Origin of the sequence: Arsenophonus sp. aPb (genome assembly GCF_029873475.1) — a bacterium.
Classification (GTDB): Bacteria; Pseudomonadota; Gammaproteobacteria; order Enterobacterales; family Enterobacteriaceae; genus Arsenophonus.
In genome coordinates this window covers 20,678-40,330 of sequence record NZ_CP123499.1, presented here as the reverse complement: position 1 = coordinate 40,330, position 19,653 = coordinate 20,678, and the positions used below count along the sequence as shown (strand labels likewise).

Annotated in this window: 10 protein-coding genes, 1 tRNA gene and 4 rRNA genes; 8 read left to right on the top strand and 7 right to left on the bottom strand. The window is 39.3% G+C overall.

Annotated features, from left to right (window positions below):
* Position 1: 1 nt before the first annotated feature.
* Positions 2-1,045, top strand: a complete 1,044-nt coding sequence (gene trpS / locus QE177_RS00165) for a tryptophan--tRNA ligase (RefSeq protein ID WP_280550754.1) — start codon at positions 2-4, stop codon at positions 1,043-1,045.
* A gap of 284 nt (positions 1,046-1,329) precedes the next feature.
* On the opposite strand, the gene sodA is transcribed toward trpS, so the two are convergent.
* Positions 1,330-1,956, bottom strand: coding sequence for a superoxide dismutase [Mn] (sodA, locus tag QE177_RS00160; RefSeq protein WP_280550752.1), 627 nt, complete (start codon positions 1,954-1,956; stop codon positions 1,330-1,332).
* Between the two features lie 333 nt (positions 1,957-2,289).
* Between sodA and acs the strand changes: the two genes are divergently transcribed.
* Positions 2,290-4,248, top strand: a complete 1,959-nt coding sequence (gene acs / locus QE177_RS00155; RefSeq protein WP_280550750.1) for an acetate--CoA ligase — start codon at positions 2,290-2,292, stop codon at positions 4,246-4,248.
* A 153-nt stretch (positions 4,249-4,401) separates the two neighbouring features.
* Here acs and rrf (QE177_RS00150) read toward each other — a convergent pair.
* From rrf (QE177_RS00150) to QE177_RS00130, 5 genes are all read right to left on the bottom strand, one after another.
* Positions 4,402-4,517: ribosomal RNA gene (gene rrf / locus QE177_RS00150) — 5S ribosomal RNA — on the bottom strand.
* 149 nt (positions 4,518-4,666) lie between these two features.
* Positions 4,667-4,782: ribosomal RNA gene (gene rrf, locus QE177_RS00145) — 5S ribosomal RNA — on the bottom strand.
* A 181-nt stretch (positions 4,783-4,963) separates the two neighbouring features.
* Positions 4,964-8,071 (bottom strand): 23S ribosomal RNA (locus tag QE177_RS00140).
* Positions 8,072-8,463: 392 nt separating this feature from the next.
* Positions 8,464-8,538 (bottom strand) — tRNA-Glu (locus QE177_RS00135).
* Positions 8,539-8,625: 87 nt separating this feature from the next.
* Positions 8,626-10,167, bottom strand: a 16S ribosomal RNA gene (locus QE177_RS00130).
* The 16S, 23S and 5S rRNA genes sit together here with 1 tRNA gene alongside, the layout of an rRNA operon.
* A 625-nt stretch (positions 10,168-10,792) precedes the next feature.
* On the opposite strand from QE177_RS00130, the gene mdtD reads away from it, so the two are divergent.
* The 3 genes from mdtD (at position 10,793) to viaA (ending at position 15,255) form a co-directional block, all read left to right on the top strand.
* Positions 10,793-12,190, top strand: a complete 1,398-nt coding sequence (gene mdtD, locus QE177_RS00125; protein ID WP_280550749.1) for a multidrug transporter subunit MdtD — start codon at positions 10,793-10,795, stop codon at positions 12,188-12,190.
* Positions 12,191-12,306: 116 nt separating this feature from the next.
* The gene (gene ravA, locus QE177_RS00120; protein WP_280550747.1) at positions 12,307-13,803 is read left to right on the top strand and encodes an ATPase RavA; all 1,497 of its coding nucleotides are present in this window, start codon (positions 12,307-12,309) and stop codon (positions 13,801-13,803) included.
* A gap of 3 nt (positions 13,804-13,806) precedes the next feature.
* Positions 13,807-15,255, top strand: coding sequence for an ATPase RavA stimulator ViaA (viaA, locus tag QE177_RS00115; RefSeq protein ID WP_280550746.1), 1,449 nt, complete (start codon positions 13,807-13,809; stop codon positions 15,253-15,255).
* Here the strand turns inward: viaA and asnA are convergent, their stop codons facing one another.
* On the bottom strand, positions 15,256-16,248 hold the full coding sequence (gene asnA, locus QE177_RS00110) for an aspartate--ammonia ligase (RefSeq protein WP_280550744.1): 993 nt from the start codon (positions 16,246-16,248) through the stop codon (positions 15,256-15,258).
* A gap of 162 nt (positions 16,249-16,410) precedes the next feature.
* Between asnA and asnC the strand changes: the two genes are divergently transcribed.
* From asnC to mnmG, 3 genes are all read left to right on the top strand, one after another.
* On the top strand, positions 16,411-16,872 hold the full coding sequence (gene asnC / locus QE177_RS00105) for a transcriptional regulator AsnC (RefSeq protein WP_280550743.1): 462 nt from the start codon (positions 16,411-16,413) through the stop codon (positions 16,870-16,872).
* A gap of 85 nt (positions 16,873-16,957) precedes the next feature.
* Positions 16,958-17,413, top strand: a complete 456-nt coding sequence (gene mioC / locus QE177_RS00100) for an FMN-binding protein MioC (protein WP_280550742.1) — start codon at positions 16,958-16,960, stop codon at positions 17,411-17,413.
* 350 nt (positions 17,414-17,763) lie between these two features.
* Positions 17,764-19,653, top strand: a complete 1,890-nt coding sequence (gene mnmG, locus QE177_RS00095; protein WP_280550741.1) for a tRNA uridine-5-carboxymethylaminomethyl(34) synthesis enzyme MnmG — start codon at positions 17,764-17,766, stop codon at positions 19,651-19,653.

Genomic DNA, 19,653 nt, shown 5'->3' with positions numbered 1-19,653 from the left:
TATGAATACACCCCCGATAAAATCGACTAATAACTTCAAAAAACCTATCGTATTCAGTGGGGCTCAACCGTCAGGGGAGTTGACCATCGGCAACTATATTGGCGCATTACGCCAATGGGTTCACATGCAAGATAATTATGACTGTATTTATTGTATTGTTGATCAGCATGCCATTACAGTCCGTCAAGACCCCAAAGAGTTAAGAAAGCGTACGCTTGATACGTTAGCCTTATATCTTGCTTGCGGTATCGATTTTAAAAAAAGCATTATTTTTGTTCAATCCCATGTTCCACAACATACTCAACTTAGCTGGGCTCTTAACTGTTATACCTATTTTGGTGAATTAAGCCGCATGACACAATTTAAAGACAAATCAACCCGTCATGCTGAAAATATTAATGCTGGATTATTTGATTATCCGGTATTGATGGCTGCCGATATTTTACTTTACCAGACAAACCAAGTCCCGGTTGGTATCGATCAAAAACAACATTTAGAATTAAGCCGCGATATCGCTCAACGTTTTAATTCGCTCTATGGTGAAATATTTACTATACCCGATCCTTTTATTCCGGAAAAAGGAGCGCGGGTTATGTCTCTACAAGAACCGCAAAAAAAGATGTCAAAATCAGATGATAATCGCAATAATGTCATAACGTTATTAGAAAACCCTAAATCAGCAGCTAAAAAGATCAAACGTGCCCTTACTGATTCTGACGAGCCACCACGCGTTTATTATGACTCAGAAAATAAACCGGGTATTTCTAATCTGATAGATATCCTTTCTGGCGTCACAGATACATCTAGCTCGGAGATAGAAAAACAATTTGCTGGAAAAATGTATGGCGATCTTAAAAACACCGTTGCTGAAGCTGTTTCAGATATGTTAATAAATATCCAAAGTCGTTTTGATGAATTTCGTAATAACGAAAAATTATTGAATGATATTATGTCGGAAGGTGCTAGCAAAGCAGAAACTCGCGCTCAAATAACGCTTAATAAAGTTTATGACGCTATTGGTTTTATTAATCCTATAAAAAAATAATTCTCTTCTCCCCGTAAAACACGAGGGAGATTGACACTAAGAATAAATCATTTATAAAAAATTAATAACAATAAATAATAAAATAAGAATTAATCTTTATTTATTAAACAAGGAAACAGTATTTAGTAAAACTAATCATTTTTTTAACTAATTACATAAACAATTAACAGTACCTTGTAATTTTTATTGTTATATTTTCAACTAGCTATCCAAAAATATTAGTAGGCCAGTAACTAATCTGGCACCACTAACATTGATAAGAAACAAACAGGATAAGGTCAATGTTATTTTGCTTTTTCCGCAAAACGTTTCGCAGCTTCATCCCAGTTAACAACTGACCAAAAAGCTTTAATGTATTCAGGGCGACGATTTTCATATTTAAGATAATAAGCATGTTCCCAAACATCAAGCCCTAAAATAGGATAACCAGAAACACCAGAAATAGACTCACCCATTAGCGGATTATCTTGATTAGCTGTCGAAACAACCGCCAATTTTCCATCCGATTTCAAGACTAACCACGCCCAACCAGAACCAAAACGAGTTGCTGCCGCTTTTTCAAAAATTTCTTTAAAATTCTCTACACTACCAAAATCACGTTCAATTGCCGATTTCAGCTCACCCTGTAGTTCAGTACCAATTTTTAATCCAATCCAAAACATACTATGATTGGCATGACCGCCTGCATTATTACGTAAAAAAGTACGTTTATCTGCTGGTACTTTATCTAAGTTTTGAATCAAATCATCTATATCAAGTTTGGCAAGCTCAGGAAAATCTTTTAACGCATCATTGGTATTGTTGACATATGTTTGATGATGTTTGGTATGATGGATTCTCATTGTCCTTTCATCAAAATGTGGCTCTAATGCCCCATATTCATAAGGCAGGGAAGGTAATGTATAGCTCATTTGCATTAACTCCTGTTACTTAAATATAAAATAAATGTTTCAATCAATACTTATTTTACAAGGATTGCCATCATAATGAAAACAATTATAAACAATACATTTTTTAAGGTTTTTATTTATCTATACATATATTAATTACATTCAAATAAAAATTTTGACAAAAAACATCAATTTAATAAATTTAAATAGAATAATTAATCAATAAACAATAAATATAAAATATAGCACCAACATTTACGTGATCACTAACACAAAAAAAAAACAAATCCTTACTCATAAGCTTAGTTAATCGCTATATAGCATATGATTACCTCAAATGAGGAGAAGAAAAATATGATATCAACATTCAAGTACCCCATTCCTACTAAAATTGCCGCACATACCTTAGTTAATAAAATGCAGTATCTACAAGATTATCAATTATCAATTGAAGATCCTGATACATTTTGGCGAGAAAAAGGGCAAATTGTTGACTGGATAAAACCTTATACCAAAGTAAAAAACACTTCATTTGATCCGGGACACATTAACATCCAATGGTTTGAAGATGGCACTTTAAATTTAAGTACTAACTGCCTAGATCGCCATTTGCAATTACGTGGTGATCAAACTGCAATCATTTGGGAAGGCGATGACCCATCACAATCTTATCATATAACTTACCGCCAACTTCATCATGATGTTTGTCTATTTGCCAATGCATTAAAAAAACTAGGTATCAAAAAAGGCGATGTTGTTGCTATTTATATGCCGATGATACCTGAATCGGCTATCGCCATGCTAGCATGCACGCGCATTGGCGCTATTCATTCTGTTATCTTTGCTGGTTTTTCACCAGAAGCTATTGCAGGACGCATTACTGATAGTAAAGCTAAACTTATCATTACAGCAGATGAAGGGTTAAGAGCAAATCGTACTATACCACTGAAAAAAAATGTTGATGAAGCGTTAAAAAACCAGACTGTCGAAACGATTAATAATGTTATTGTTTTTAGGCGAACGGGTAATCAAATCGATTGGCAGGAAAAACGTGATCACTGGTGGCATGAAATTATTAAAGGACTCAACGCTGACTGCCCGGCTGAAGAAATGAATGCAGAAGATCCTTTATTTATTCTTTATACATCTGGTTCAACAGGCAAACCAAAAGGCATCTTACACACCTCTGGTGGCTATTTAGTTTATGTTTCTCTCACATTCAAATACGCATTTGACTATCAAGAGAAAGAAATTTATTGGTGTACCGCTGATATAGGTTGGGTAACAGGACATAGTTATTTAATTTATGGTCCACTATCCAACGGCGCCACTACGCTAATGTTTGAAGGTGTGCCTAATTATCCAAGTATAAATCGCATGGGGCAAATAATTGATAAGCATAAAGTAAATATTCTATATACCGCACCAACAGCAATTCGTGCTTTGATGGCCGAAGGTGATAAAGCTATTGAAGGTACTCAACGCAATTCTTTAAGAATTTTAGGCTCTGTGGGTGAACCTATTAATCCGGAAGCTTGGGAATGGTACTACAAAAAAATAGGTAATAGCCATTGCCCTATTATTGATACATGGTGGCAAACTGAAACCGGCGGTTTTATGCTTTTACCCTTACCGGGAGCAACTGAACTTAAACCTGGCTCAGCCACGTTACCGTTTTTTGGCATTAAGCCCGCGCTTATTGATAATTTAGGTCATTTACTTGAAGGTATTGCTGAAGGCAATCTTGTTATTATGGATTCATGGCCAGGACAAGCTAGAACAATTTATGATGACCATGAACGCTTTGAACAAACCTATTTTTCACTATTTAAAGGTATGTATTTCAGCGGAGACGGTGCTCGCCGCGATGAAGACGGTTATTATTGGATAACTGGTCGTGTTGACGATGTTTTAAATATTTCTGGTCATCGTCTAGGTACAGCCGAAATCGAATCTGCACTTGTAGCCTTTCCTAAAATTGCTGAGGCTGCCGTCGTTGGTGTTCCTCATAATATTAAAGGGCAAGCAATTTACGCCTATATCACACTAAATCAAGGTGAAGAACCTTCAGCAGAACTCTATAATGACGTACGCAATTGGGTGCGTAAAGAAATTGGGCCAATAGCCACACCAGATATTCTTCATTGGACTGATGCATTACCAAAAACTCGCTCAGGTAAAATTATGCGACGTATTTTAAGAAAGATTGCCACTGGCGATATAAATAATCTAGGTGATACATCCACCTTAGCCGATCCTAGTGTTGTCGAAAAATTATTAGAAGAAAAGGATTCGATCAATATTTCTTGTTAGATTAGACAATTACTTATAATAAACTCTAAAAATATTGACAAAGATGGTTGATAAAGTAGATATAATTTAAATATAAAATATATTATTCATTAACATAGATTTATTATTTATATATAGAAAAGCCACCCTAATTAGGTGGCCTTGATATTTTAAGCTTAGCAGTTCCCTACTCTCACATGGGGAGACCCCACACTACCATCGGCACTACGGCATTTCACTTCTGAGTTCGGCATGGGATCAGGTGGAGCTACCGCGCTATAGCTACTAAGCAAATTCTTTTCTATTTATATTCTATCGAACGTTTAAGCAGTGCATTAATCGAATTAATAATTAAATTTATAGATAAATAACGACTAACCAAACTGTTCTATCATATATTTATTTCACTAACAGCCTTAGCTATTAGCATTAAATTAAAGTCTGGCAGCTCCCTACTCTCACATGGGGAGACCCCACACTACCATCGGCGCTACGGCATTTCACTTCTGAGTTCGGCATGGGGTCAGGTGGGACCACCGCGCTATTGCCGCCAGACAAATTCTTTTTTCGCTATCCTGTTTCATTACGCTGCTATCTCGGCCAGCCTTTCGCCTCATTCACATACCTCAGTATGCACCTAGCGCCAGCTCACTGCCATTCACGTAAATTCCTACAGGAGTCAATCTCCGAACAAGCTAAAATTTCTTCTCTCTTCTCAAAACACCTTCGGTGTTGTCAGGTTAAGCCTCTCGGGTCATTAGTACTGGTTAGCTCAACGTATCGCTACGCTTACACACCCAGCCTATCTACGTCCTCGTCTCGAACACCCCTTATAGGACATTGCTGTCAGGGAAGACTCATCTTGAGGCAAGTTTCCCGCTTAGATGCTTTCAGCGGTTATCTCTTCCGCACTTAGCTACCAGGCTATGCCATTGGCATGACAACCTGTACACCAGTGGTGCGTCCACTCCGGTCCTCTCGTACTAGGAGCAGCCCCCCTCAATCTTCCTTCGCCCACGACAGATAGGGACCGAACTGTCTCACGACGTTCTAAACCCAGCTCGCGTACCACTTTAAATGGCGAACAGCCATACCCTTGGGACCTACTTCAGCCCCAGGATGTGATGAGCCGACATCGAGGTGCCAAACACCGCCGTCGATATGAACTCTTGGGCGGTATCAGCCTGTTATCCCCGGAGTACCTTTTATCCGTTGAGCGATGGCCCTTCCATTCAGAACCACCGGATCACTAAGACCTACTTTCGTACCTGCTCGCGCCGTCACGCTCGCAGTCAAGCTGGCTTATGCCTTTGCACTAACCTCACGATGTCCGACCGTGATTAGCCAACCTTCGTGCTCCTCCGTTACGCTTTGGGAGGAGACCGCCCCAGTCAAACTACCCACCAGACACTGTCCTCAGCCCGGATTACGGGCCTAAGTTAGAACATCAAACATTAAAGGGTGGTATTTCAACGTTGGCTCCATGCGAACTGGCGTCCACACTTCAAAGCCTCCCACCTATCCTACACATCAAGGCTCAATGTTCAGTGTCAAGCTATAGTAAAGGTTCACGGGGTCTTTCCGTCTTGCCGCGGGTACACTGCATCTTCACAGCGAGTTCAATTTCACTGAGTCTCGGGTGGAGACAGCCTGGCCATCATTACGCCATTCGTGCAGGTCGGAACTTACCCGACAAGGAATTTCGCTACCTTAGGACCGTTATAGTTACGGCCGCCGTTTACTGGGGCTTCGATCAAGAGCTTCGCCTTACGGCTTACCCCATCAATTAACCTTCCAGCACCGGGCAGGCGTCACACCGTATACGTCCACTTTCGTGTTTGCACAGTGCTGTGTTTTTAATAAACAGTTGCAGCCAGCTGGTATCTGCGACTGGCTTCAGCTCCATGGGCGAACCACTTCACCTAACGCCAGCGTGCCTTCTCCCGAAGTTACGGCACCATTTTGCCTAGTTCCTTCACCCGAGTTCTCTCAAGCGCCTGAGTATTCTCTACCTAACCACCTGTGTCGGTTTGGGGTACGATTAACGGTTACCTATCGCTTAGAGGCTTTTCCTGGAAGCTTGGCATCAACTACTTCACCACCTTGGTGGCTCGTCATCACGCCTCAGTGTTATAGCCATGCGGATTTGCCTGCACGACCCACCTACACGCTTAAACCGGGACAACCGTCGCCCGGATAGCCTAGCCTTCTCCGTCCCCCCTTCGCAGTAACCCTTAGTACGGGAATATTAACCCGTTTCCCATCGACTACGCTTTTCAGCCTCGCCTTAGGGGTCGACTTACCCTGCCCCGATTAACGTTGGACAGGAACCCTTGGTCTTTCGGCGAGCGGGTTTTTCACCCGCTTTATCGTTACTTATGTCAGCATTCGCACTTCTGATACCTCCAGCAGACCTCTCAGTCCACCTTCGACGGCTTACAGAACGCTCCCCTACCCAACAACATTGCTGTTGCTGCCGCAGCTTCGGTGCATGGTTTAGCCCCGTTACATCTTCCGCGCAGGCCGACTCGACCAGTGAGCTATTACGCTTTCTTTAAATGATGGCTGCTTCTAAGCCAACATCCTGGCTGTCTAAGCCTTCCCACTTCGTTTCCCACTTAACCATGACTTTGGGACCTTAGCTGGCGGTCTGGGTTGTTTCCCTCTTCACGACGGACGTTAGCACCCGCCGTGTGTCTCCCGTGATAACATTCTTCGGTATTCGTAGTTTGCATCGGGTTGGTAAGTCGGGATGACCCCCTAGCCGAAACAGTGCTCTACCCCCAAAGATGAATTCACGAGGCGCTACCTAAATAGCTTTCGGGGAGAACCAGCTATCTCCCGGTTTGATTGGCCTTTCACCCCCAGCCACAAGTCATCCGCTAATTTTTCAACATTAGTCGGTTCGGTCCTCCAGTTAGTGTTACCCAACCTTCAACCTGCCCATGGCTAGATCACCGGGTTTCGGGTCTATACCCTGCAACTTAACGCCCAGTTAAGACTCGGTTTCCCTACGGCTCCCCTATGCGGTTAACCTTGCTACAGAATATAAGTCGCTGACCCATTATACAAAAGGTACGCAGTCACCCCACCCCAAAGTACTCCGTACTTTGCGGCGGTTGCCTTCGGCAACCCACCCCATCCCAGTCAATTGGCCTGATGCGTCTTAAATCAGATTTTACCTGATTCAATCTAAATCACGCGCCTTGATTCGTTGGGACTTACACTGCTTGATTGGATTGGTTGGGCGTCGCTACGCTCCTCCGCCAACCGCCAAACAGCGTGCAGAAATACTTTGGTGGTGGGGCTCCCACTGCTTGTACGTACACGGTTTCAGGTTCTTTTTCACTCCCCTCGCCGGGGTTCTTTTCGCCTTTCCCTCACGGTACTGGTTCACTATCGGTCAGTCAGGAGTATTTAGCCTTGGAGGATGGTCCCCCCATATTCAGACAGGATAACACGTGTCCCGCCCTACTCTTCGAGCTCACAATACTAACATCTTCGGATACGGGGCTATCACCCTTTATTGCTGGCCTTTCCAGACCCTTCTCCTGATACTAATATCGATGCTGACTCTGGGCTGCTCCCCGTTCGCTCGCCGCTACTAGGGGAATCTCGGTTGATTTCTTTTCCTCGGGGTACTGAGATGTTTCAGTTCCCCGGTTCGCCTCGTTTGACTATGAATTCATCAAACGATAGTGCATTAATGCACTGGGTTTCCCCATTCGGACATCGCCGGCTATTACGCTTCATATCAGCTTACCGACGCTTTTCGCAGATTAGCACGTCCTTCATCGCCTCTGACTGCCTAGGCATCCACCGTGTACGCTTCGTTCGCTTAACCTCACAACCCGAAGATGTCTTTATTTCACTATCATTCTGATAGGTTATGGCTGCGCGTGCAGCAATTCTTTGTTGGGCAGTGCTCGCAATGCTCACGTACTTTGTACGCTGCGCTTGCTGCGCGCTGGCCGCCTCGAATTCCTGACTGCTCGCTCATAATGCCTGCCTTCCTGACAGCGAATACACTTCACGTTGGAGTTTGAGAGTTCTCCACATTATTTTTCTCAATAATGTGTGTTTCAATTTTCAGCTTGTTCCAGATTGTTAAAGAGCATAATTGTTAAACCAACTCGTTGAATTGGCTTAATCATTATTGAGTAAAGTCCATAGCAAGCCAGCATGAGCTTCACAACACACCAAAATATTGATGTGCGGCCTTTCTAATCACCGAAGTGGCGTCCCTAGGGGATTCGAACCCCTGTTACCGCCGTGAAAGAGCGATGTCCTAGGCCTCTAGACGAAGGGGACTTCAAGGTCTTCAGTCAATCTTAGATTGGCTTTACTCTCGATTTCATCAGACAATCTGTGTGAACACTCACATTCCATCTATCTCGGTAAGGAGGTGATCCAACCGCAGGTTCCCCTACGGTTACCTTGTTACGACTTCACCCCAGTCATGAATCACAAAGTGGTAAGCGCCATCCCGAAGGTTAAGCTACCTACTTCTTTTGCAACCCACTCCCATGGTGTGACGGGCGGTGTGTACAAGGCCCGGGAACGTATTCACCGCGACATGCTGATCCGCGATTACTAGCGATTCCGACTTCATGGAGTCGAGTTGCAGACTCCAATCCGGACTTCGACGTACTTTCTGAGTTCCGCTTCCCCTCGCAGGCTCGCCTCTCTCTGTATACGCCATTGTAGCACGTGTGTAGCCCTACTCGTAAGGGCCATGATGACTTGACGTCATCCCCACCTTCCTCCGGTTTATCACCGGCAGTCTCCTTTGAGTTCCCGACATAACTCGATGGCAACAAAGGATAAGGGTTGCGCTCGTTGCGGGACTTAACCCAACATTTCACAACACGAGCTGACGACAGCCATGCAGCACCTGTCTCAGCGCTCCCGAAGGCACGCCTCTATCTCTAAAGGCTTCGCTGGATGTCAAGAGTAGGTAAGGTTCTTCGCGTTGCATCGAATTAAACCACATGCTCCACCGCTTGTGCGGGCCCCGTCAATTCATTTGAGTTTTAACCTTGCGGCCGTACTCCCCAGGCGGTCGATTTAACGCGTTAGCTCCGGAGGCCACAGTTCATGACCACAACCTCCAAATCGACATCGTTTACAGCGTGGACTACCAGGGTATCTAATCCTGTTTGCTCCCCACGCTTTCGCACATGAGCGTCAGTCTTTGTCCAGGGGGCCGCCTTCGCCACCGGTATTCCTCCACATCTCTACGCATTTCACCGCTACACATGGAATTCTACCCCCCTCTACAAGACTCTAGCTAACCAGTCTTGAATGCCATTCCCAGGTTAAGCCCGGGGATTTCACATCCAACTTAATTAACCGCCTGCGTGCCCTTTACGCCCAGTAATTCCGATTAACGCTCGCACCCTCCGTATTACCGCGGCTGCTGGCACGGAGTTAGCCGGTGCTTCTTCTGTCGCTAACGTCAATTGCTAAGACTATTAACCTTAACACCTTCCTCACGACTGAAAGTACTTTACAACCCGAAGGCCTTCTTCATACACGCGGCATGGCTGCATCAGGCTTGCGCCCATTGTGCAATATTCCCCACTGCTGCCTCCCGTAGGAGTCTGGGCCGTGTCTCAGTCCCAGTGTGGCTGATCATCCTCTCAGACCAGCTAGAGATCGTCGCCTAGGTGAGCCTTTACCCCACCTACTAGCTAATCTCATATGGGTTCATCCGAAGGTGTGAGGCCAGAAGGTCCCCCACTTTGCTCCTTAGAGATTATGCGGTATTAGCCACCGTTTCCAGTGGTTATCCCCCGCCTTCGGCCAGATCCCCATACCTTACTCACCCGTCCGCCGCTCGCCGGCAAGAAAGCAAGCTTTCTCCCGCTGCCGCTCGACTTGCATGTGTTAGGCCTGCCGCCAGCGTTCAATCTGAGCCATGATCAAACTCTTCAATTAAAAGTTTGATGCTCAAAGAATGTTTTACTGGCCGTAACGCTTTTTTTTGCTACTTTGTCGACATTTTACTGCCTTCACCGTTGCCCAAAATAACGTTACTGCTTATTAGTTCATATATGAATTAACTGTTTTGTCACTCTTCAAGACTTAATCTTCAAATAGTTTTTGATGATGTCTTGCGAGTGCCCACACAGATTGTCTGATTAATTGTTAAAGAGCGTGCGACCGGAGTCGCGAGGTGGCGTATATTACGCTTTTCACCTGTAAAGTCAAGTAGTTATTTCTACTTTTCTTTACCCTGCGTCGCTAAAATCCACTTCAACTGATTGGTTCTATACTGACTCAGTGGGGGCGCATTATAGGGAGTTTTATGTGACTAGCAAGCAATAATTTGTAAACTTGAGTTGTTTGCTGTTTTTTTCGACAAAACAATTTATTTATGCTTTAGCTCTCTGTAATTTTAAATTTTTAGTGGTAATTATTTAGAAATAATTATCTAGAACAAAGTTATATAAGTAATGGTTCATTAGATATCTGTTAGTGCTATAATTTTCTAAAATAAATAAAAGATAATCTATTTTAAAATCTGATTTATTTTGGTTTACCTTATTTTTTAGGTTATTAAATGTTAAAAACAACACAAAATATGTTTGGCCTACCAGTTATAGCCGCAATGGCTTTTTTTATGCAAAGCCTAGATGCAACTATTTTAAATACTGCATTGCCTGACATAGCTAAAAGTCTTAATCATTCTCCTTTAGCAATGCAATCTGCTGTAATAAGTTATACATTAACCGTTGCTCTCCTTATACCTGTCAGTGGATGGTTAGCTGATCGCTTTGGTACAAGAAAAATTTTTATCTTTGCAGTTAGTCTATTTTCTTTAGGATCTTTCTTATCTGCAATGTCATTATCATTAGAATTTTTGGTTTTTTCTCGCATCATTCAAGGAATAGGCGGTGCAATGATGATGCCTGTTGCACGTTTAGCATTATTGAGAGCTTACCCACGCAGTGAATTACTACCTATTTTAAATTTTGTTACTATTCCAGGATTAGTTGGACCTATATTAGGACCTTTACTAGGTGGTCTTTTAGTAACTTATACCAGCTGGCATTGGATATTTATTATTAATATTCCTATTGGTTTATTAGGTATTTTATATGCACTAAAACATATGCCTGACTTTAAAATGCCTAAACGTACCTTTGATACTACAGGGTTTATTCTTTTTGGTACTAGTATTGTCATGTTAACGGTGAGTTTAGATTTTTTTAATAACGAAAAATTAACTAATTATGCACCATTAATTATAATTATGGGCGGCATTTTTTTACTTTTTCTTTATGTATTACACGCAAGAAAAATCTCTTATTCAATTATTCCATTAAGTTTGTTTAGCACAAGAACATTTTCTATCGGCATAGCCGGTAACATTATGACCCGTTTAGGAACAGGCTGTATTCCATTTTTAATGCCGTTAATGTTACAAGTAGGATTTGGACACCCAGCAGTTATAGCTGGTTTAATGATGGCTCCAATGGCGATAGGCTCTATATCGGCAAAATCTGTTGTGACAAAAATATTAACTAACTATGGCTATAAAAAAACACTTTTTACAATAACATTTATTATTGGTTTAATTATTACTCAATTTTCATTGCAATCACCTAATATGCCAATTTATTTTTTGATAATTCCTTTATTTTTACTGGGAGCAGCAATGTCTACTCAATTCACAGCTATGAATACACTTACGCTAGCGGATTTAACTGAAAACAATGCCAGTTCTGGTAATAGTTTGTTAGCTGTAACCCAACAACTTGCTATCAGTTTTGGTATTGCGAGTAGCGCCGCAATTTTACATTTTTTTGAGTCGCTACCTTATGGTGATCATATTGATAATTTTCATTATACATTTATTACTATAGGTATAATTACGCTTTCTTCTTCATTTATTTTCATTCTGTTACAGCAAGAAGATGGACAAAATTTAATTAATAAAAAAGATCCCCAACAGTAAACATTTCATGTAAATAGAACAAACCTAAAATAAATTATGTTTATTTTTTTTTATTGCATTTACTAAAATTCAATAAATTAATTTGCAATAATTCTTTTTTAACAGGAGAAGAGTATATGCAATTAGCTGAACGCATCGCTCAATTGAGTAACTACCTAGAAACTGGTCTATATGAACGGCAGCATACTATTCGCCTCTGTTTATTAGCCGCATTATCCGGAGAAAGTGTTTTTCTACTAGGTCCACCCGGTATTGCTAAAAGTATGATAGCCAGGCGGATAAAGCAAGCCTTTAAAACTGTTAATTCGTTTGAATATCTAATGACTCGTTTTTCAACGCCAGAAGAAATTTTCGGTCCTCTTTCCATTCAAGCATTAAAAGAAGAAGGACGTTATCAGCGTTTAACGACTGGCTATTTACCTAATGCCGAAATTATTTTCCTTGACGAAATTTGGAAAGCCGGCCCTGCTATATTAAATACGCTGTTAACGGCAATTAACGAAAAAAAGTTTAGAAATGGCTTTCACGAAGAAAATATTCCCATGCGCTTACTTGTGACTGCTTCCAATGAGCTACCAGAATCAGATAGTAGTCTTGAAGCTTTATATGATCGTATGCTTATTCGTTTATGGCTAAATAAGGTTCAGAAAAAACAGAATTTTAGGGCATTATTAAATAGTAAAAAAGAAGAAAATGAAAATATTGTTCCCAAACAACTACAAATAAGTAATGAAGAATATGAAGAATGTCAAGTAAAAATTTGCCAAATAAAACTACCTGATGATTGCTTTGAAATAATTTATCAATTAAGGCAACAAATTGATAATTTAGTTCCATCACCTTATATTTCTGATCGGCGGTGGAAAAAAGCGATTCACTTACTCCAAGCTAGCGCTTTCTTTAATGGGCGTGATGCAATATCACCTTTAGATATTATTTTATTTAAAGATTGCCTTTGGCATGATCTGCAAGGCCTTCAGCTATTGCCACAATTAATTACTACATTATTAATAGAAGAAGGTTGGCAACAACAAGCTATCAATAAAAAAATAGATGATCTACATAATGATTGGCAGCAATCAACTCAAATTAATAACAATAAAACCGCTTTTAAATTAAAGAAAGAAAATCGTCTATTCAATCGCATTCCATATTATTCTGTATCCAAGCAAATTAATGAAAAAAACATAACATTATTTTTACATACCCCGCTTGTTTTACATAATATAAAAGTTATTTCTATTACCATAGATAAGAGTTCAATCAACGATACATTAAACAAAGGAAAAATTTCTGCTCAACTTAATGGCATTGGTTATCCTCAATTAATTTCAGCGCAAGTTAATAGCAAAAATCAATTGCAAGTGCTGGATGCAAGTAGAAAATCATCAACAGTTTATTTAAACGAAAAAATGGATGAAAATAAATTAGATAATAAATGGTTGGAAAAACTTGAACAACTTAATCATTTAATTCAACAACAAAAATCTTTATTTAGTCATCATCAGCCTTGTTTTTTTATTGAAAATCATTGGCTAGCAACTATTGAGCAAAGCTTTTTAACTCTAACAGATAAATTATCTCAATTAAGAAAGCAGATGATGAGCAAATAATCTATGTTAAATATAACTACGATTGATATGTTACTCTCCATTAATGAGATGGAGCTAATAGAAGAAATTGTTTTAACATTACTTGCCACACCTCAATTAGTCATTTTTTTCGAAAAGTATCCTAATCTAAAATCTATTTTATTAAATGATCTTTTAGCATGGAAAAAAAATTTATATCGTCAATTGCAAGAGACCTTGGTGCCAATCAAATTAACCGATGAATTTGCACTTTATCAGCAAAATTTAGCCATTGATACCACAAAATTTTTTAGCAATCTTCCGGTAACTATTAATAAATTAACAAAAATAGATTCTACTTTTGTGCAAGAAGCTAATTACTTACAGGAAAGAATATCTCATGATCCCGCTGGACAATCGCTATTTATTCAACGTTGGCGTCTTAACCTTATTATTGAAGTGACAACGTTTAATAAACTGATATTAGAGCAAGAAAAAGAACAATTATTGGCTGAATTAGAGCAACGATTGAAATTAACCGGAAATTTGATAGAAATTTTTAATCAAAATAATCATTCTGCTGGTAAATTATGGAATATCAGTAAAGGAGTTTTAACGCAATCTTCTAATAATATTCAATTGTTAATTCAGTATAGTCATTTTTTACAACAACAACCTGAATTAGAAAAATTAGCCGAACTTTTAGGTAGAAGCCAATCGTTGAAATCTAAACAAAAACAACAACAAATGTTAGAGTCAATAATCTCTGTGGAAAAAATACCTGACCAAATACCAGAGCAAATTAGTGGTATAAACCACGGTAATGATATTTTGCGTCTTTTACCAAGTGAATTAGCTTTGCTTGGATTAGAAGAACTTGAATTTGAATTTTATCGCAAATTAGTCGAAAAACAGTTACTCACATACCGGCTACAAGGCGATAATTGGCAGCAACGAAAAATATTACGTCCAACTATTAAGCATCAAAAACAACAACAACTAAAAGGGCCATTCATTGTATGCATTGACACTTCAGGTTCAATGGGAAAATTTAATGAGCATTGTGCTAAAGCTTTCTGTCTTGCTTTAATGAAAATAGCCATGAATGACAACCGTCAGTGTCACATTATTCTATTTTCCATGGAAGTTATTCATTACGATTTACTAAATATTGATGGATTAGAGCAATTAATGCAATTTCTTAATCAAACATTTAGTGGAGGAACCGATTTAGCGGCCTGTTTAAATAAATGTTTAGAAAAAATGCAACAACAACAATGGAAAGATTCAGATGTGGTTGTAATTTCAGATTTTATTGCTCAACGGCTACCTGATAATTTAATAAAAAGAATAAAAATTCACCAAACTCAACAACAACGCTTTCATGCTGTTACATTATCTAAATATGGAAAACCCGGTATCCTAAACATTTTCGATTATATCTGGCATTTTGATACCGGGCTAAAAAGTCGATTAATACGCTATTGTAAATAATTACAGCATATCAGCAATGACTGCGTGGCTTTCCGCTGACCAGACACCACATTGAACTTGACCAATATGCTTTTTCTGCAGTAATAACATTATTAAACGAGATTGTCCGATACCACCACCTATTGTTTGCGGCATATGGCCTTTTACCAGTGCTTGATGCCACTCAAAAGACATTCTATCTTCATGACCCGTTATTGCTAATTGGCGCATAAGGGATTCTGTATTAACACGGATCCCCATCGAAGAAATTTCAAATGCATCCTGTAATACAGGGTTCCAAACAATAATATCACCATTTAAACCGGCAAACCCTTCACTGTTAGGTGTTGTCCAATCATCATAATCAGGAGCACGTACATCGTGAACAAAACCATTGGATAGTTTTCCACCAATACCAATAAGAAAAACTGCACCTAATTCTTTAGCTATTTCACGTTCTCTTCCTTTAGCATCAAGATCAGGATAGCGTTGTAATAGTTCTTCACTATGAATAAAATGAATTTGCTCAGGTAAGAATGACTCTAAACCAAATTCTGTGTTAACTGCTTTCTCTGTTTCCTTTATGGCTTGATAAATTTTAATTACTGTCTGTTTTAAATATTCAAGAGAGCGCTCATCCTTAAGCATTACTGTTTCCCAATCCCACTGATCTACAAATACAGAGTGAATAGGTGTTAAACGCTCTTCATCTGGACGCAATGCTCTCATATGTGTATAAATCCCTTGTCCGGGTTTAAAATCAAAACGGCCTAACGTTTTACGTTTCCATTTAGCCAATGAGTGTACAACTTCAAAAACAGAATCTGGCATCGATTTTACTTTAACTTGCACTGCTTTTTCACGACCAGAAAGGTTATCCTGAACCCCATCACCGAGACGACTTAAGATAGGTGCTTGAACTTCAATTAAAGCTAACTCTTTTTCTAATAAACGTGAAAAATATGACTTAACAAAACTAATTTGTTGTTGTTTTTCGATGAATGACTTTTCCATTTTCTTACCCCATAATCAGTAGCATTATTTGCTTTGTTATACAGATTAAGCAATAGATCAGGTCACAAATTCAATATACTTAACAAAAAAAAGTCATTATGATTTATAATATCCAAAATATATCCCTTAAAAATAGATAATCGCTAAAAATGGTGTTTTAAAATGGTTGAAAATTATCAGATCGATAATCTGGATCGTGACATACTTAATGAACTAATGAAAAATGCACGGATCCCTTACGCTGAAATGGCTAAAAAATTTGCGGTAAGTCCTGGTACGATACATGTCCGAGTCGAAAAAATGAAACAAGCAGGGATCATTGTAGGAACGCGGGTAGATATTAGTGTGAAACGACTAGGTTTTGATGTCTGTTGCTTTATCGGCATTATTTTAAAAAGCGCAAAAGACTATCATACTGCCCTGAAAAAACTTGATGAACTAGACGAAGTGGTTGAAGTCTACTACACAACCGGACAATATAGTATATTTATCAAGGTAATGTGTCGATCGATTGATTCATTACAAGACGTACTTATCAACAAGATACAAACAATTGATGAGATCCAATCTACTGAAACCTTGATCTCTTTACAAAATCCAATAATGCGTACTATTAATCCATAAAAAATATAATAACCATATTATCCACAGGTAGATCCCAACTCATTCACAACATACAATAGTATAGTTTTAAATAATGAGGTTCATAATGACAAAAGTAACATTGATAACAGGTAGCACTATGGGCAGTGCTGAATATGTGGCTGAACATATTGCTGAAATATTGGAAAAATCTGGTTTCGACACTGAAGTCACCTATGGTCCATCCTTAAAAGATCTACCAACAAAAGGTATTTGGTTAATTGTATGCTCTACCCATGGAGCAGGAGATCTACCTGAAAATATACAACCTTTAGCAAAAGAGATAAGCGAAGAAAAACCGGATCTTAGCCAGATTAGTTATGGTGCGATAGGGATAGGTAGCAAGGAATATGATACTTTTTGTGGGGCAATCCATACATTAGATAAACTACTAAAGGATCATCATGCAAAACGCGTAGGAGAACCATTAGAGATTGATATTCAAGAATATGATGTGCCAGAAGAACCCGCAGAAATTTGGATCGAAAAATGGAAAGATAATATTATCGTTTTGAATAAATAAAACCCAAATAAATGTGGATAACTTTGCTTAAAAGTAGGGGGTAACCAGTAGTTATCCAGAGTATAAGCTTAAATGTTAGGAATCGTTGTGTATAACTAGCTATATTAATCCCAGCTTATACGGAGTAGGATCACTTATCATTCACAGCTAAAGATCATAAACAACATAATGATCTTCTTAGGGTATTTACGGTTATCCACAGAAGATCGCGATCCTAATAAAAGATCTAATAAAGAGATCTTTAAATAAAAAGATCTTATTTATATTAAGCAAGGGTCATATAACTTGCCTCTTTGCAAAACTCGAGTAAAATTCATTCCCCAAGTCATATCTAACACTAAGGTTCATACATGTTTTACCCAGATCAATTTGACGTCATTATTATTGGTGGGGGCCACGCTGGTACTGAAGCAGCTATGGCTGCTGCTCGTATGGGACGGCAAACTTTACTTCTAACCCATAATATTGATACGTTGGGTCAAATGTCATGCAATCCAGCTATCGGAGGAATAGGTAAAGGACATCTGGTTAAAGAAATTGATGCCTTAGGTGGCATTATGGCTATTGCAACTGACAAAGCAGGGATCCAATTTAGGACGCTCAATGCAAGTAAAGGGCCAGCAGTACAAGCAACAAGAGCTCAAACTGATCGCATACTTTACAAGCAAGCGATTAGGACAGCACTAGAAAATCAAAATAATCTAATGATCTTTCAACAAGCTGTTGAAGACCTGATCGTAGAAAACGATAAAATTATTGGCGTGATAACCCGAATGGGATTAAAATTTCACGCAAAATCTGTTGTACTAACCGTAGGCACCTTCCTTGACGGTAAGATCCATATAGGATTAGAAAATTATAGCGGTGGCAGAGCTGGTGATCCTCCTGCCATTGGTCTATCGCATAGGTTAAGAGAACTGCCTCTACGGGTAGATCGACTTAAAACAGGTACACCGCCTAGGATAGATGCAAGAACTATCGATTTTACCCAATTAGCGCCGCAATTTAGTGATGATCCTACGCCCATTTTCTCTTTTATTGGATCTGCGGAGCAACATCCACAACAATTACCTTGCTACATCACCTATACCAATGAAAAAACTCACCAGGTGATTCGTGATAACTTAGATCGCAGTCCTATGTATGCAGGTATCATTGAAGGAATAGGTCCTCGCTACTGCCCTTCTATTGAAGATAAAGTTATGCGGTTTGCGGATCGTTCAGCACATCAAATCTTCCTTGAGCCAGAAGGACTAACAAGTAATGAAATTTATCCTAATGGAATTTCTACTAGTTTGCCTTTTGATGTACAAATGCAAATTATACATTCGATGAAAGGTCTAGAAAATGCTCGTATTATTCGACCGGGATATGCTATTGAATATGATTTTTTTGATCCTCGGGATTTAAAACCAACTTTAGAAAGTAAATTTATCAAAGGATTATTTTTTGCTGGCCAGATCAATGGAACGACTGGTTATGAAGAAGCAGGAGCACAAGGATTATTAGCTGGACTTAATGCAGCTCGTTACGCTTTTGAACAAGAGGGATGGTTCCCTCGTCGTGATCAAGCTTACATTGGTGTTTTAGTTGATGATCTTTGTACATTAGGAACTAAAGAACCGTATCGAATGTTTACTTCACGAGCAGAATATCGTCTCATGCTACGTGAAGACAACGCTGATCTTCGTTTAACTGAAAAAGGCTATCAACTTGGTTTAATTGATGAAAATCGTTGGCAAAAATTTTGTCGTAAAGTTGAATTAATAGAACAAGAACGTCAACGATTGCGTAACCTTTGGTTACATCCTAATTCAGATAAAATCAGTGATCTTAATAAAGTGTTAGCTGTTCCGCTTTCAAAAGAATCGAATGGCGAAGATTTACTACGACGTCCTGAAATGAGTTACAAATTACTTACTTCATTAAAATATTTTTCACCTGCAATTGATGATCCTCAAGTTACAAATCAAGTTGAAATTCAAGTAAAGTATGAAGGTTATATTATTCGTCAACAAGAAGAAATAGAAAGACAACTCCGTAATGAAAATACAACATTACCGACTAATTTAGATTACAAGCAAATTACCGGCCTTTCTAATGAAGTCATTGCTAAGCTCAATGATCATAAACCTAGTTCTATTGGTCAAGCATCGCGTATATCAGGTATTACACCAGCCGCAATATCCATATTATTAGTCTGGTTAAAAAAACAAGGTTTATTACGTCGGAGTGCTTAA

Bases quoted from the DNA above. Each gene is read 5' to 3' on its own strand.
- trpS (WP_280550754.1), top strand. From the start codon at position 2: ATGAATACACCCCCGATAAAATCGACTAATAACTTCAAAAAACCTATC.
- sodA (WP_280550752.1), bottom strand. From the start codon at position 1,956: ATGAGCTATACATTACCTTCCCTGCCTTATGAATATGGGGCATTAGAG.
- acs (WP_280550750.1), top strand. From the start codon at position 2,290: ATGATATCAACATTCAAGTACCCCATTCCTACTAAAATTGCCGCACAT.
- mdtD (WP_280550749.1), top strand. From the start codon at position 10,793: ATGTTAAAAACAACACAAAATATGTTTGGCCTACCAGTTATAGCCGCA.
- ravA (WP_280550747.1), top strand. From the start codon at position 12,307: ATGCAATTAGCTGAACGCATCGCTCAATTGAGTAACTACCTAGAAACT.
- viaA (WP_280550746.1), top strand. From the start codon at position 13,807: ATGTTAAATATAACTACGATTGATATGTTACTCTCCATTAATGAGATG.
- asnA (WP_280550744.1), bottom strand. From the start codon at position 16,248: ATGGAAAAGTCATTCATCGAAAAACAACAACAAATTAGTTTTGTTAAG.
- asnC (WP_280550743.1), top strand. From the start codon at position 16,411: ATGGTTGAAAATTATCAGATCGATAATCTGGATCGTGACATACTTAAT.
- mioC (WP_280550742.1), top strand. From the start codon at position 16,958: ATGACAAAAGTAACATTGATAACAGGTAGCACTATGGGCAGTGCTGAA.
- mnmG (WP_280550741.1), top strand. From the start codon at position 17,764: ATGTTTTACCCAGATCAATTTGACGTCATTATTATTGGTGGGGGCCAC.